This is a genomic window from Synechocystis sp. FACHB-908 (assembly GCF_014698595.1).
Taxonomy (GTDB): Bacteria; Cyanobacteriota; Cyanobacteriia; order Cyanobacteriales; family Microcystaceae; genus Synechocystis.
Window position 1 is genome coordinate 75,990 of sequence record NZ_JACJTH010000027.1, and the last position, 15,325, is coordinate 91,314.

Annotated in this window: 12 protein-coding genes; 7 read left to right on the plus strand and 5 right to left on the minus strand. The window is 49.3% G+C overall.

Features of this window, described 5'->3' with window-relative positions:
- Positions 1-54 precede the first annotated feature (54 nt).
- Together H6G46_RS09555 and H6G46_RS18650 are read right to left on the minus strand one after the other, a co-directional pair.
- Entirely contained in the window at positions 55-1,719 is a 1,665-nt protein-coding gene (locus H6G46_RS09555) for an MBL fold metallo-hydrolase (protein WP_010874040.1), read from the minus strand.
- Between the two features lie 61 nt (positions 1,720-1,780).
- The gene (locus tag H6G46_RS18650; protein ID WP_038531209.1) at positions 1,781-1,903 is read right to left on the minus strand and encodes a membrane protein; all 123 of its coding nucleotides are present in this window, start codon (positions 1,901-1,903) and stop codon (positions 1,781-1,783) included.
- A 255-nt stretch (positions 1,904-2,158) separates the two neighbouring features.
- Here H6G46_RS18650 and H6G46_RS09560 point away from each other — a divergent pair, with 255 nt between their 5' ends.
- Genes H6G46_RS09560 through H6G46_RS09570 form a run of 3 tightly spaced genes read left to right on the plus strand, consistent with a single transcriptional unit; the run spans position 2,159 to position 5,340 of the window.
- Positions 2,159-3,424 carry an ABC transporter substrate-binding protein gene (locus tag H6G46_RS09560; RefSeq protein WP_010874041.1) on the plus strand — a complete coding sequence of 422 codons (1,266 nt, stop codon included), beginning with the start codon at positions 2,159-2,161 and terminating at the stop codon, positions 3,422-3,424.
- Between the two features lie 48 nt (positions 3,425-3,472).
- Positions 3,473-4,444: a sugar ABC transporter permease gene (locus H6G46_RS09565; protein ID WP_020861975.1), complete on the plus strand. Its 972-nt coding sequence runs from the start codon at positions 3,473-3,475 to the stop codon at positions 4,442-4,444.
- Complete coding sequence (locus H6G46_RS09570) at positions 4,444-5,340, plus strand: carbohydrate ABC transporter permease (RefSeq protein ID WP_010874043.1); 897 nt, start codon at positions 4,444-4,446, stop codon at positions 5,338-5,340. The genes H6G46_RS09565 and H6G46_RS09570 overlap by 1 nt, the downstream gene beginning before the upstream one ends.
- On the opposite strand, the gene H6G46_RS09575 is transcribed toward H6G46_RS09570, so the two are convergent.
- Positions 5,337-6,152: a phytoene/squalene synthase family protein gene (locus H6G46_RS09575; protein WP_020861974.1), complete on the minus strand. Its 816-nt coding sequence runs from the start codon at positions 6,150-6,152 to the stop codon at positions 5,337-5,339. The genes H6G46_RS09570 and H6G46_RS09575 overlap by 4 nt on opposite strands.
- Positions 6,153-6,457: 305 nt before the next feature.
- On the opposite strand from H6G46_RS09575, the gene H6G46_RS09580 reads away from it, so the two are divergent.
- From H6G46_RS09580 to hemE, 4 genes are all read left to right on the plus strand, one after another.
- Complete coding sequence (locus tag H6G46_RS09580) at positions 6,458-7,576, plus strand: HAMP domain-containing sensor histidine kinase (RefSeq protein ID WP_014407154.1); 1,119 nt, start codon at positions 6,458-6,460, stop codon at positions 7,574-7,576.
- A gap of 122 nt (positions 7,577-7,698) precedes the next feature.
- Complete coding sequence (locus tag H6G46_RS09585) at positions 7,699-10,218, plus strand: transglycosylase SLT domain-containing protein (protein ID WP_223211304.1); 2,520 nt, start codon at positions 7,699-7,701, stop codon at positions 10,216-10,218.
- 240 nt (positions 10,219-10,458) lie between these two features.
- Positions 10,459-12,300, plus strand: a complete 1,842-nt coding sequence (locus H6G46_RS09590; protein ID WP_010874047.1) for a DUF5942 domain-containing protein — start codon at positions 10,459-10,461, stop codon at positions 12,298-12,300.
- A 106-nt stretch (positions 12,301-12,406) separates the two neighbouring features.
- Complete coding sequence (gene hemE / locus H6G46_RS09595; RefSeq protein WP_010874048.1) at positions 12,407-13,459, plus strand: uroporphyrinogen decarboxylase; 1,053 nt, start codon at positions 12,407-12,409, stop codon at positions 13,457-13,459.
- A gap of 146 nt (positions 13,460-13,605) precedes the next feature.
- Here the strand turns inward: hemE and H6G46_RS09600 are convergent, their stop codons facing one another.
- Together H6G46_RS09600 and H6G46_RS09605 are read right to left on the minus strand one after the other, a co-directional pair.
- Positions 13,606-14,514 (minus strand): DUF4922 domain-containing protein, encoded by a 909-nt coding sequence (locus H6G46_RS09600; RefSeq protein ID WP_010874049.1) that lies wholly within the window; start codon positions 14,512-14,514, stop codon positions 13,606-13,608.
- 101 nt (positions 14,515-14,615) lie between these two features.
- Entirely contained in the window at positions 14,616-15,128 is a 513-nt protein-coding gene (locus tag H6G46_RS09605) for a hypothetical protein (protein WP_010874050.1), read from the minus strand.
- Positions 15,129-15,325: the final 197 nt, after the last annotated feature.

Below are 15,325 nucleotides of genomic sequence, written 5' to 3' on the forward strand. Positions count from 1 at the left end.
TTTACATAGTCCTCAGCCAAAATTAGGAGCATCGGGCGGTTTTTAAAACACGCCTCAACTACTTGCTACTGATTCGAAGACAGGACAATGGCCATCCGCCCTCACCTCTAATCCCATCAGGGGAGAAACGGGATTACGACAATGATAATGCTGAAAATGTCGGCAGTTGGCACAGCAATCAAAATCTACCGGGCGCTTACTGCTTTGATTTTGTTTGAGCAATTCCCTTTGGCTGATCCCCCTTAATACCAGTTCTTCTCCCTGCCAACGGGCTTGCACAATGCCGGTTTCGCCAAATTTGCCCCAACGGGAATTTTCTAGAATTTGCCCGTCTAAATGGATGACCACTTCCCCCAGGTGATGAATCTGCTTATTCGGTTCTAGCTCGTGGATTTCTCCTTCATAAATCTGGGGCGGCGGGGGAGTGGGTTGTACAAATCGATCGCCAATGGGCAGGGCCACCGCATTGCCGGCGGCGGGGGAATGGAGCTGGTAGCGACTTTGTAATTCTTCTAAACTAGTTAAGTCTTCAATATCCGAGGGTTGCCCATGGACAAACACCAAATGTTGGGGACGGAGATTATGGATCAACTGGGTCGTGTTGCGGCCATCACTATGGTCTGCCAACAGATAATCTTCCAGCTCATATTTGGGAAACTCTTCTAGGTCTTGCCAGGCAAAGTTCACCAAACAACTGGGTAAGGTAAGCAACTGGGGCATAAATACTGTCCACAATCCCGGTAAGGCGGCGGGACTAGGCCAAAAAGCAGGCCAAGTTGTGGTGATTACTATGGATGGGGCCGATAGGGATAGTTCGCCCTGGTCATCGGTGAGGGGGCGCAGATGGGGATAAACTTTATCGTCCCAAAATAGGGGTTGGTGTTGGGCGAAATTGCGGACATTATCGGGGAGATGGTCAATTATTCCCTGGTAAGCGTCACAACCTCTGGCCACGGATTCCCCCGCCCAAAGGTTAACTTGACGCCCGGTGAACTGATGGTGGGTCCTTAGTAACTTGAGAATTTCCTGGGCTAAACCCAAGGGAGGCACTGGCAGGAGAATATTTCTCCCCTTGGCTAGCACCGTTTCGATCGCCTGGATAAATTGTTTTTCCTGTTGACGACGGTGGGGTAAACGGCGGTTGCCATAATGTCCTTCTAGGATCAGCACATCCGGTTTCAGACCCCGCAGGGGAGTCAAGGCCAGACCGTCTACTAACTGGAGATGGGAAAGGCAATAATCCCCGGTATAAATCACCCGGTAAAGGCGATCGCCGTTATGGTATTCGAGCAAAATTAGGGCAGCCCCCGGTAAATGCCCTGCCGGTAATAATTCCACCGTGAGGCCAGGTAAAACTTCCTGGGGCGATCGCCAGGGTAAAACCCGACAAAATGGAGGCACAAACTCATCGGGCCAATTCAGGGGCAGTAACCGTTGGGTAACTTCACTGGCCAGAATGGGAATGTGGGGAAATTGTTGGTGAAATTGCCACAACCCCAAACCGTGATCCCTGTGGGCATGGCTACAAAAAACCAGATCCACTGTCCCCGGATCCGCTGCCAACAATGGTGTTAAGTCTTCTAAACCACAGTCGAGCAGAATCCTATAGGGTCCCAAATGCAGTTCCAGACAAATCCCCCCATCCCGGGGACCCACTCCATAGGGAAGAAAGGATATATTGGCAAAAGCCTTGCCCTGGGTCGGCACGGAAAAAGTCATGGAAGCTTGGCGATCAGCCCTGGGGGCAAAGCAAAATCAATCACAATAACGGCGGGTAAAACTAATGGGCAGAACCATTACCGTCGTACTTGTCAGTGTCGTAATAGCCATTTTTGGTGCCGAAAAATAGACATGCCAGGGTAAACACCGCTGTTAGACCAATCAAAATCAATTTGACATCCATAGAATTATGTCGCAAACAAAGCAAACGTCGCCCCCATCGTAACTCGTTTCCCCCAAGGGGAGCAGAATTTTCCTGCCATTTGCATCCCAGACCAGAGCGATGGGATTGACAACGCTGCTAGCAACAAAATTAGTAGTCAAAAAGAACTATCTGATTTGACCCATACCAATTTTCAAGGCATGGTATAGGTGGAACTTTCCCACACCAAAGATATTGACTGTATCGATATTGGGTTGTTGCTTTACGGTTTTTGCGATGAAATTTTTTAAAATCACTACCCTGATAATTAGCCTGATTGTTCTCACTAGTTGCCAGGGCCCAGGGGTTAATGGGGACGAAGACAGAAAACAGGTGACCATCCTTGGGGTAATGATTGGGGAACAACAGGAAAAAATTGAACAAGCCCTAGCGCCCTTTACCGAAGCCACCGGCATTGAAGTGGTTTACGAAGGCGTTGATACCTTTGCCACCACCTTACCCATTCGGGTCGACTCCGGTCGAGCTCCCGATTTAGCCATGTTTCCCCAGCCGGGATTGATGGCGGATTTTGCCAGGGAAGGAAAATTAGTTCCCCTGGGGGAAATTCTCACCCCGGAGGAAATGACAGAGGCCTATGACCAGGCTTGGTTGGATTTAGCTGCGGTGGATGGCACCGTTTACGGCGTTTGGTATCGAGCCTCGGTCAAAAGTCTAGTTTGGTTTAATCCCCAAGAGTTTGCTGCTAATGGTTATGAAGTTCCTGGCACTTGGGAAGAAATGATGGCCCTTAGTCAACGGCTGATTGATAAAGGCAAAACTCCCTGGTGTCTGGGCATCGAAAGTGGCAATGCTACGGGCTGGGTGGGCACCGATTGGGTCGAAGATATTATGTTACGCACTGCTAGTCCGGCAACCTATGACCAGTGGGTAGCCCATGATATTCCCTTCAACGATCGCCGGGTGGAAAATGCCCTGGATATTTTTGGCGAAATTACCCAGAACGAAAAAATGATTTACGGCGGGAAGGTGGGGGCTTTGAGCACGCCTTTTGGAGACTCTATTTTAGGATTATTTACCGATCCCCCCCATTGTTATCTACACCGCCAAGGGAATTTCATTGCCGCTTTTTTGCCGGCGGATGTGGACGATGACCAGGTTGATATTTTCCCTTTGCCCCCCATTGAAGAAGAGTATGGCTTACCCATCCTGGTGGCAGGGGATATTTTTGCCATGTTTAACGATACGCCGGAAGCTAGGCAGTTGATGGCATATTTGGCGAGCTCCCGGCCCCATGAAGTAGCCGCCACTTTAGGAGCTTATATTTCTCCCCACAAAAACATTGACCTGAATCTCTATCCCGATCGCCTGACCCGTAAACAGGCGGAAATTTTGAACAAGGCGGAGGTGATTCGTTTTGATGCGTCCGATATGATGCCGGGAGCGGTGGGCACGGGGACGTTTTGGTCTGGCATGGTGGACTACATCGGCGGCGCCGACGGTACTCAAGTTTTAAACACCATTGAAAGAAGTTGGCCCCGTTAGATGCCTTAGTTACTGCTGCACTGTTGTTATTTGGAGGAAAAGAAAAATTTGTTTTATCGCGTTGTTAATGTTCTGTTGGCGATCGCCATTGGTTGTGGCGGGGTAATCGGTTTGTTTTACCTTGCTAACTACGCCATTAATGCTCTGCCCAAACCTTGGAATAAAAGGATATTGCCCTGGGTGTATGTAACCCCGGCTTTACTCTTTCTGTCGGCCTATCTAATATTGCCCACCCTAGAGACTGTCTATTTAAGCTTTTTTGATGGGCGCTCCAGGAATTTTGTCGGATTAAAAAATTACGTTTTTGCCTTCACAGACCACACCATGTTGGTGGCATTTCGCAACAACTTATTATGGTTAGTACTGGTCACAGGCATCAGCGTTAGTTTGGGGTTAATTATTGCTGTCTTGGTGGATAAAGTCCGCTACGAGGCGATCGCCAAGTCGATCATCTTTTTGCCCATGGCCATTTCCTTTGTGGGGGCCAGCGTCATTTGGAAATTTGTCTACGCCTACAGGCCAGCGGGGGCCGAACAAATTGGTTTGCTCAATGCCATTGTAACTAGCTTGGGCTTTGCCCCAGTGGGATGGTTAGTGGAGCGATCGGTGAACAATTTTGCCCTCATCGCCATCATGATTTGGCTCTACACCGGCTTTTGTATGGTTATTCTTTCCGCCGCAGTGAAAGGCATTCCCGCTGATGTCATTGAGGCGGCTAGGATTGACGGAGCTAACAGTTGGCAAATTTTTTGGCGCATTACCATTCCCATGATCCGCTCTACCCTGTTAGTAGTCAGTACTACCATGGTGATTTTAGTGCTGAAGGTATTCGACATTGTTTTTGTCATGACCGGCGGTAACCAGGGCACGGAAGTAATCGCTAGCTTGATGATTAAGGAAATGTTTAATTATCGCAACTTTGGCCGGGGAAGTACCATTGCCGTCATTTTGTTGCTGTTAATTGTGCCCGTGATGATCACCAATATTCGTCGTTTTAAAGCTCAGGAGAAATTACGTTAATGACCAAAGCCGTTAATAAATCTAATAGGACTAATAACACCAATAGAAAAACAGAATTTTGGCAAAAACTTCCCATTCACATAGCAATTCTCACCATTGCCTTCATTTGGACATTGCCTAGTTTAGGTCTATTTATTAGCTCCCTACGGCCCCGGGGGGACATGCTCAGCACTGGTTGGTGGACAGTATTTTGGCACCCCCTAGAAATTACCCAGTTTTATCTGGGCAACTATGGGGACGTTTTACGCTCCTCCGGCATGGGGGAAGCTTTTTTAAACAGTTTGACCATTGCTGTGCCTGCCACGGTGATTCCCATTGCCATTGCCACCTTTGCCGCTTACGCCTTTGCTTGGATGACCTTTCCGGGACGACAATTATTATTTATTTTGGTGGTCTGCCTACTGGTGGTGCCTTTACAAACCACTCTTATTCCTGTTTTGAGGGTTTACGCCCAATTGGGCCTAGCGGGCACTTTCCTTGGGGTTTGGTTAGCCCACACTGCCTATGGTCTGCCCCTGGGTATTTACCTGTTACGCAACTACATTGGCGCTCTTCCCAAAGACCTAATTGAAGCGGCGGCGGTGGATGGTGCTTCCCATTTAAAAATTTTTACCAAGTTAATTGTGCCACTCTCCATGCCGGCGATCGCCTCCTTTGCTGTATTTCAATTTCTCTGGGTATGGAATGATTTATTGGTCGCCCTGGTTTACCTGGGGGGCACCGCCGATGTTGCCCCTGTTACCATCCAACTGAGTAATTTAGTCGGCTCCCGGGGACAGGATTGGTACTTATTAACCGCTGGAGCTTTCATCAGCATGATTGTGCCCCTAATGGTTTTCTTTGGTTTGCAGCGGTACTTTGTGCGAGGCATTCTGGCAGGATCAGTTAAATCCTAACTGGCAATAACCCGATTAACCAAAGCCATCACGTCACTGCGGCTGAGTTTTTCCTTACCCAGGGCCAAAACATCCAAGGTGCCATAGGCAAGGGTGAGGGGAATTTTACAGAAATTGAGGGCCGGACCGTGGGGCAAAGATTTGGTGTATTGATCTGCCAACGCCAAATTGTAACGGGCATACTTGTGCATATCCGCCAGTTCCCAACCCTGGGGAAAAAAGCTCACCCCCCGGCGCTTATCTTCCTTATAGTTGCGGACAATGTTCACCGCCTGGAGTCCCCGACCAAAACCAATGGCATGGGAGCGATTCGTTTGGGTGCCATCGTGCCAAGCCCACAAATCCGAAAGCAGTAGACCCACCGCCCCCGCTACACTAAAGGTGTATTGGTCCAACTCGCTTTCCGTTCTGATTTGCCAGTTTTGGAGCGCCCAAAAAGCCATCCGATCCGACATGGCCGCCGTGGCATCCCAAACTCTAGGAGCAATGCTTTCCGGGGCTAGCAGGGCCCATTCTCCCACCCTTAAAGTTACCTCCGGCAAAAGGTTGCGGTAGGGGTCTAATCCCCGAATAAAGTCCTCACTGTGGGAGTTTTCCGTCGCACTCTGGAGATTAAGACTAATCTGATTTAGGATTCTCGCTTTGGTCTCAGCATCCAGGTCGGGGTGGTCTTCCACTTCATCGATCGCCCGCATACAAAGGTAGGCAGAGGCCACCGCATCGAGAAGCTGATCAGGCAAAATGCTAATGGGAATGTAGAATGTCCGACTGGTTTCTTGCAAAACCTTAAGGGCATTACGACGTAGGCTCATGCGATCAACTCCTGACACCAAAAATTTAAGCGGACTCTCAACTTACCTATTCAGGTCTGCAATGCTAGGCAATAGGTTCCAGCGGGGCCAAGGCGAGTTTTTGGTCACTCCATAACCTGGCAGATCCTAGGATCTTTAAATCTCCCAATGCCCCGACCCGGGTAAATTGAGCAAAACAATCACCCCATTCTATTACGGCTTTGCGGGTGTGCTACAGACAAATGGGGGCCAGGGGGAGTAAGCCATTGCTTTTCCTGAATGATCCCCCATTGTGGGCACTCCTTAGATCCGCCAACCTCAATCCTATGGCTAAACTCAGTCTTGGTTCCCGTCTTTTCCTTTCCCATATGCTGGTGATGCTAGTCGGGTTGGGCAGTTTCGTTTCCCTGGCCAAAATATCTTCCCCCCGCATGTTTGTTCTGCGCCTAGAGGAGTTGGAAAGTCAGGGATTTATAACTGTTCGTTCCGCCAAAACCTATCTGATCCGGGGTTTTGAAACCGCCTGGAATCGCAGTTCCCTCTGGGCAATTATCTTTGGGGCCAGCGCCGCTGGAGGGTTAAGCTTCCTAGCCGCAGACCGGATTATGCAACCCCTCGATCGCCTAAAGTTAGCCACGAAAAATTTGGCAGAGGGCGATTTACAATCCCGGATGCCCCCCAGTGACATTCCTGAATTGGAGGAGTTGGGCCAAAGTTTTAATCGCATGGCGGATAGCTTGGAAAATGTGGAACAACAACGGCGGGAACTGGTGAGTGACCTGACCCACGAATTACGTTCCCCTTTAACGGTGGTGCGGGGCTATTTGGAACAATTGGCGGAGGGCACCATTGCCGGAGATCCGGAACTATACCAACGACTGGTGGGGGAAACCCGCAGGTTGGAACGGCTAACGGTGGATTTACAAGAACTGTCCAAGGTGGAAGCGGGTTATTTATCTATCCAACGGCAACCCCTAGACCTTTATCCCCTGTTGGCAAAATTACAACAACGGTTTGCGGATCAGTTATTGGAAGATGGCCCGGAATTAATCCTCGCTGTCCAACCTCCTCTCCCAACGGTATTGGCGGATCCGGACCGCGCTGAGCAAATTTTGGTCAATTTAATTGGCAATGCGGTGCGTTATACCCCCAGCGGTGCCATTACCATCGACGCCTATCTTTGTACGAATAGGAAAGATATGGAAAAGGAAAATTTACTCTGGGTGACTGTTACTGATACGGGCATTGGCATCGCAGAGGGGGATTTACCCTACGTGTTTGAGCGATTTTGGCGGGCTGATAAATCCCGTTCCCGTTATTCCGGCGGCACGGGTTTGGGGCTGGCGATCGCCAAACGGTTGGTGGAATTGCAGGGGGGCAGTTTGACTGTCACGAGTACCCTGGGCCAAGGTAGTGAGTTTAGGTTTTCCCTACCATTGGTCTGAAGGCTGATCGCCCCTGGGAAAATGTTTGTAACACTTTCAGCCAGAATAATCCCCGCTTACCTTCCCCAGTCAAACCCAGACAAAGATAAGGTAGAGTTGTGGTTTGGCATTATTCCAACATTATGCACAAGAAATCAAAGGCCCAATTGCAGGATTATTTCAAGGATTTAACCGCAATAGGGAATGCTTCATCGGAGCAGATGGAGGCCAACCGGGATGGCATCCAGGGGGAAACGGAGGAAAATATTAATCCTCCCCCGCAAAATCCGAAAAAAAGGCTATCTTTACCGAATTTATCTAGTCCGTCCTTGGCAGCAGAGGCGGAAAACCTAGAAAGTGCAGGGCAACCTGGGTCAGACTACTTATCTAATTCATTCGGCCAAGCTAATAAAGCCAATGTTGCCGTTGCGCCGGTAAATTCAGATTACATTGCCCCAGAGAAATTGGAAGATCAACCCGGGGATTTTTTCGGCGGTAAACGCTGGTTCTGGTTGGGAGGGATTTTAGTGCTGTTGGTGGGGGGCACGGCCCTGACTCTGCCCAAGGCTTTGGAAATGGTGAACGGTTGGCGACAGGAAGCCCAACTCAAAGCTTACGAGCAGGAACAACACCAAGATTCCGAGGTGCTCAGGCTGGCTCTATTGCCCCCAGATCAAAGACGGAGTAAGTTGGAGGCGATCGCCAACCAAGAAGTATTATCCCTGGAAAGAAGTCGGGCTAGGTTTTTGCTAGCAGGGGATTTGTTGGCGGAATTTGAGGGAGGGCCGGCGCTCCGAGTATTAGAAGGATTGGAAGTGCAATATCCAGTGTTAGCGCCCTACATTTTGCTGATGCGGGGCCGGGGCTATCAATTGAGCAACGAAAATGACCAAGCGGAAGCTACTTGGCAAGACATTTTAGACCAATATCCCGATTCCCCTGTGGTAGTCAATGCCCTGGAAAATTTGGGCAGTTTGGATGAAACCTATTGGCAACAGGCGATCGCCGACCATCCGGGCCATCCCCGCACCTTGGCTATTCTCCACCAGCAGTTGGAAAGTGAACCTAATGCTCTAGAAATCCAACGGCAAATTTTGCAAAATCATCCCACCGATGGCCGCACTGCTGCTGTGATTAATTCCCTCACAGCCAATCGCCAAGGAGAGTTAACCCCTGAGGATTGGCAGGCCATGGGGGACAACTTTTGGCACCGCCGCATCTATAACCAGGCGATCGCCCCTTATGAAAAGGCTCCCAGCAATGCCCGTAATCTTTATCGTTTAGCCAGGGCCCAACAGATTAGCAAACTAGATAATGAAGCAAAGGAAAATTATCGCCAATTAATTGCCACCTACCCCGACAGCGAAGAAACCGCTTTAGCCCTGCGACGTTTAGCGGAATTGGTCCCCCCCAGGGAAGGGGTGCAATATTTACAGCAGTTAGAGCAACAATTTCCTGACCAAGGGGCCTCTGCCTTGGCGGCCCGCATAGATCTGCTGGCGAAATTTGATGCTAACCAAGCCCAACAGGCCCGGCAAGCTCTCCTGCAAAAGTACCCCAATTCCGATGCTGCGGCTGATTACCGTTGGCGTCAGGCCCAGGAGTTTGCTAAAGCCGGCAATTACACTGAAGCTTGGCGCTGGGCCAAGGAAATTGCCAATCAAAATCCCCAGAGTGACGTTACCCCCAAAGCGATTTTTTGGATCGGGAAATGGGCCCAACAACTAGGGCGATCGGCTGATTCCAAGGCCGCTTTTGAAACAGTCTTGGCTAAATATCCCCAGTCCTACTACGCTTGGCGATCGGCGGTATTACTGGGTTGGCAGGTGGGGGACTTTAACTCGGTGCGTTTCCTCAACCCCCCGGTGACGGTGCCGGATCAGCGCCCCTTACCCCCGGCCGGTTCCCCCACCTTTCGGGAGTTGTATCGTCTTGCCCAGGATCAAGAGGCGATCGAACTTTTCAATGCGGAAGTTCGGGCCCGGGCAGAAGGGGAAGCCACACCGGAGCTAACGGTAAATGAAGGTTTTACAGAAGCTTTACTCAAGCTGACCCAACAGGAGTATTTACAGGGCATCAACCAAGTCCTGAACTTGCGCAATCCTGAAGACCCGGAACAGAGAAAACAATGGGAAGAACTACGGAGTACCAGGGATTATTGGCAAACCCTCTTTCCTTTTCCCTACCAACAATTAATTTTTGAATGGTCGGAAAAACGTCAGGTCAATCCATTTTTGGTCACTGCCTTAATTCGTCAGGAATCCCGCTTTGAGAAGAATATCCAGTCTCCCGTGGGAGCAACGGGGTTGATGCAGATAATGCCCGCCACAGCAGAATGGATTGCGCCCCAAATTGGTCTGAAGGAATATTCCCTCACCGATCCCACCGATAACGTCAATATGGGCACTTGGTATTTTGACCATACCCATAAAACCTATAACAACAATTCTGCCCTGGCGGTGGCTAGCTACAATGCCGGGCCGGGCAATGTGGCCAAATGGTTACAGGAATTTAACAACGCTGACCCTGATCTATTTGTGGAACGCATTCCCTTTGCGGAAACGAAAGGTTATGTGGAGTCTGTCTTTGGTAATTATTGGAATTATCTACGCATTTATGACCCCGATGTGGAAAAACTGATGGGGCAGGTAGGGAAGAATTAATCTCGTTTTTATTTAACTCAGAGCCTTGGCACCGGGAATCTCGGGCAAGTTTTATGCCGCCGACGTTAGCTTGGGGATCGCAGCAAAAATCTTCTTTGGCAACACCAAAATAGCCAATCTCCCTTATTCGTCCATTAGAATTGCAATTAGTCAGGCACTCGGGCCAGGTTTTATCCATCCCTCAAGGTGTGATTTACTGATTTCCGCCCGGAAAAATGGGTCCCGTTCCCCGCATTTACTATGATCAAACGTTTTTTCCTCACCATTCTGTTCTTTGCTGGTCTGTGGTTTGCCCTCAATCTCTATCTCCAACACCATGGTTTGGCCCACCGTGGTAATTACGACAGCTTGATCATTAACTTCAGAAACGATATCCCCACCCAGACCCTGACGGCGGATATCCAAGCCATCGATGGCAAGTTAGAAAAAACGGTGGATTTTAATAGTATTTTCTCGATCAAAGATTATGTTTACACCGTTAAAGGCGATGGGGAAGATTTAAAACGGCTGCGGCGATCGCCTTTGATGAAGGAGGTGGACTACGTTGAACCCAACTATGTTTACCAAGCCCTAGAAGTGCCCAACGATCCTGAATACAGTAAGCAATGGAATCTCCGGGCGATCGCCATGGAATCGGCCTGGGATGGTAGTAAGGGGGAAGGGGTAACGGTTGCGGTGATTGATACCGGAGTAACCAGGGTTCCAGATTTACGACAAACCCAATTTGTCACTGGCTATAACTTTGTGGACGATAATCGTGACACCACCGACTACAACGGCCATGGCACCCATGTGGCGGGAACCATTGCCCAGGCCACTAACAACGAATATGGGGTAGCAGGTATTGCCCCCAAGGCTAAAATTATGCCCCTAAAAGTGCTGGGGGACAACGGTGGCGGTACCGTGGCGGACATTGCCGAAGCCATTATCTATGCGGCAGATAATGGGGCCAGCGTGATCAATATGAGCTTGGGGGGCGGCGGTGAAAGTAAAACCCTGGCCGATGCTATTGACTACGCCTACAGCAAAGGGGTGGTAATTATTGCGGCGGCGGGTAATGAAGGACAAAATGCCGCGGCCTATCCCGGTCGGTACCCGAAGGTAATCAGCGTGGCTGCCACCGATGCCACGGGTAATAAGGCGGACTATTCCAATTACGGTGCAGGGGTGGACATAGCTGCTCCTGGGGGTAGCACCGACGGCAAAGACGGCAAAATTCTCCAAGAAACCATTGACCCAGATACCAGGGAACCAGTATTGATGGGTTTTCAGGGCACTAGCATGGCGGCTCCCCATGTGGCCGGCACAGCCGCTTTGATCCAATCGGTGCAACTGCAACAGGCAAAAGTTGGTTTATCGACAAGGGCGGCAGAAAATTTAACCATAGCCGAAGTGTCGGAACCAGAAATGGTATTAAAAATTCTCAAAGCCTCTGCCCGCTCTGTGCCCAACGATAGTCTGAATTACTACGGTGCTGGCCATGTCAACGCCGGGGAAGCCGTCAAACAGGCCCAACAAGGAGAGATTTCCTTCCGGGATTTCATGCGTTGGTTGCGGGATAACGGTTATCTCAATCCCATCTTTTGGTTCGACGGGGGAGCCGTAGCGTTCCTACCCAAATTAGCCATGGTGTTGGGGTCATACCTGTTGGTGTTACTGTTGCGGATCTATCTACCGTTGCAATTTACCTGGCCGTTCAACTGGGGATTAATTTTCGGTAGCTCGGGCTTATTCTTTCTACAGGGTCTATACATTTTTGACTTGCCCCAATGGCCCTTCCGCGCCATGGGTAGTTCTTTACCGGAGTTGGGTAACAGTCTCCCTGGCACAGGTTTGTTAAATCCTTTTTTTGCCAGCGCCCTCATTCCCATTGTCTTACTACTACTGCTCCTGGGCAACCCCAGTGGGAAACAGTGGTCTTTGGGAGTTTGTTTTGGGGTCACTGTTTTTCTTTTAATCTCCGCTTTTCTGGGCACTCCCCTTTGGCTCATTGGCACCGGCTCCACGGCGATCGCCTTTTTGGTGGTTAACGCCCTAATCTGCTTGGGTCTTGGGTCTTTGGCCGCTAAGGGAGAACATTAGTCTGATAAAGACTAAATCCCCTGATCCTCAAGGATTGGGGGCACCGGGGGAAATGATAAGCTAGCAAAGGCGTAATTTTACAAAAAAAATTTATCTAGGAGTAATAATGACAGAAGCAAATGATTTGCCCTACCTTCTGCGGGTAGCCAGGGGCGAAGTGGTTAAACGTCCCCCCGTGTGGATGATGCGCCAAGCCGGCCGTTATATGAAAGTTTATCGAGATCTGCGGGATAAATATCCGAGTTTCCGGGAGCGGTCGGAAAACCCAGACTTGGCCATCGAAATTTCCCTCCAGCCCTGGCAAGCGTTCCAACCCGATGGGGTGATCATGTTTTCGGACATTTTAACTCCTCTGCCCGGTATTGGCATTCCCTTCGACATCATCGAAAGTAAAGGGCCCATCATCGACCCTCCCATCCGTACCCAAGCCCAGGTGGATCAACTCCATGCCCTAGATCCGGAATCAAGTCTGCCCTTCATCAAAACTATTTTGGGAACGCTACGGAAAGAAGTAGGCAACCAATCCACTGTGTTGGGTTTTGTGGGTGCTCCCTGGACCCTAGCGGCCTATGCCATTGAAGGGAAAAGCTCCAAAGATTATAAAGTAATTAAGCAAATGGCCTTTTCTGAACCGGCCATTCTCCACAGTTTCCTCGATAAAATTGCCGAGGCGATCGCCGTTTATGTCCGTTACCAAATCGACTGTGGTGCCCAAGTGGTGCAATTATTCGATTCTTGGGCCGGCCAATTAAGCCCCCAAGATTACGACACCTTTGCCCTGCCCTACCAGCAAAAAGTGGTCAAACTGGTCAAAGAAATCCATCCCGATACACCGTTAATTCTTTACATCAGCGGCAGTGCCGGAATTTTGGAACGCATGGGTAAATCCGGGGTGGACATTGTCAGTGTGGACTGGACGGTGGACATGGCCGACGCCCGCCAACGCCTGGGCAAAGAGATGAAAGTCCAAGGCAATATGGACCCCGGCGTACTATTTGGTTCCCAGGACTTCATCAAAGAACGGATTTTAGACACGGTGCGGAAAGCAGGGCAGGGGGGGCATATTTTCAACCTCGGCCACGGTGTTTTGGTGGGCACCCCGGAAGATAACGTCCGCTTCTTCTTTGAAACAGCTAAGCAAGTGGATCAATTACTGTAAGAGCTTGTTGGAAAAGTTTTATTCTGCCCCCTAAATCTCCTCAGTAACGCTCCGGCAATACTGAGAAACTTTGAATGCGTCCCCCCAAACTTGGGGACCAGGGGGCTTTTTAAACACACTCTAACCTAGGGAAAAACTTTGGGAAACTATTGCGCTATCCCTACTTTTTGCAATAGTTGCCACGGCCCCAATTGTTGTAAAAGTTCTAACTGTTGTTGATTTCTCACCAATAAGCCACCGGCAAAACCTAGGGCATTAACTTCAATGTCTTGGTAGGATTCCTGGGAACGGGGCACGATCGCCAAAAACTCCCTGGTCATTAGTAAATTATAGGGATGGGGCTTTGCTCCCCCTGCAGTTTGTAATCCCAATTGCTGCAACAGATCCTGATAAATCTGATAACAAATTTTACCTCCATCAGCATCGTTAATCACATCCATGGTTAAGGGGGCGATCGCCGTTTTAAAAGGCAGATTTTTTGCCTGAATAAAATGATCAGCCAGGGGGAATTTTTGACCATTTTCCACTAAGGGAAAGGGTATCCATTGTAAATGGCGGTGGGGTTGGCTGGCCCCTGCTTTGGGACCGCTGTTATAAAATACTAAACCTTCTTTTTCTTCTAAAACTTGTACTGCCACTCCAAAATCCCCCAAGGTCAAAGGACTTTGTTGATCTTCAAACTCCCGGGTGACAATTAATAAATGTTGGTCCACTACCTTAAATTTATTCAGCAATCCCAAATGGGTTGGGGAAAAATGCCCCACAAATAGATCGGCGTCGTAGGGTAAAAAAGGATTAATTTTCTGGCGATGTTGGTGTTCGGTAATGATTTTTTTGCGATGAATTTGGGTCAAAATCCGCACCACAAAGTTTATTTCTCCCACCTCCAGGGTCGTTACCGCCGTAGTGATGGGTTGGAGGGCACCGGTTTTGAGAGCATGGTCACTCTGGGCCAGTAAACGAGGCCACAATTGACCGGGTAGGAGATAGGATTCAGCCATGGTGAGGGCAAACAGGTAACTACGTTCTTGGCACCGGGCAACAACATTACCCATTAAAGCAACCCCTGATTATGTCCACCGAAAATACGGCCAGGGGCTGGGTTTTACTTGAGCCGTCCCTTGATCCTACACCGAGGGGTGGAGAGCACTACCCGTCAAATAATTTGCAAGGATTGCTCATCTTCCCAAATGCGAGAATCCACATTCAATTGGCTCAATTTGGTCCGGCCCAGATCGGCCCAGAAATTACGGTGGCGGCGATCGCCTAGGTAAACATGGTCCTCATCTTTGGCTTTGCTACAGGCTTCCACCAAGAAATAGGCTAATTGCTTGGCTGTAATATCAGAACCACTAATTTGAAAGTGAAACAATAAATCCCGCCGTTGGGGCGCAGAGCCCTGGGCATAGAGCATCGTGAAATCGTGACTAGCATGATGATCAAACATTTTCGGTCTGGGCATGGACTGGTTGCCAAAACTTTCCGTATCTGTGCCCTTAAGCTGGGAAACTAACAGTAAATGCCTTAGGTTAGGAGTGGCAGCAAGGACACCAGAATAGTACAAAATTAAAGGGGCAGTTAAATTTTGAGAAGCTTTGAAATTCCAATTGGCTTTATCGAGGGGAAAATAGGCTAAAAATTGATTCCATTCCGACATAGATGTGGGCATATTGTCACCAAAAATTACACTCAAACCTCGATTAACTATTGTTTATTTTAGCAATCCTCTCGTCATCGCTACTAATTAATGCCAGTGCTAATTAAGCAGTGATATTGCTATTATTTTGGCGCAAACTGACCATAATAAACGTCGTTTCCATCCGGTAAATTAATCTAACCATTGTCAGTCAAGCCATTCTGCCCTAG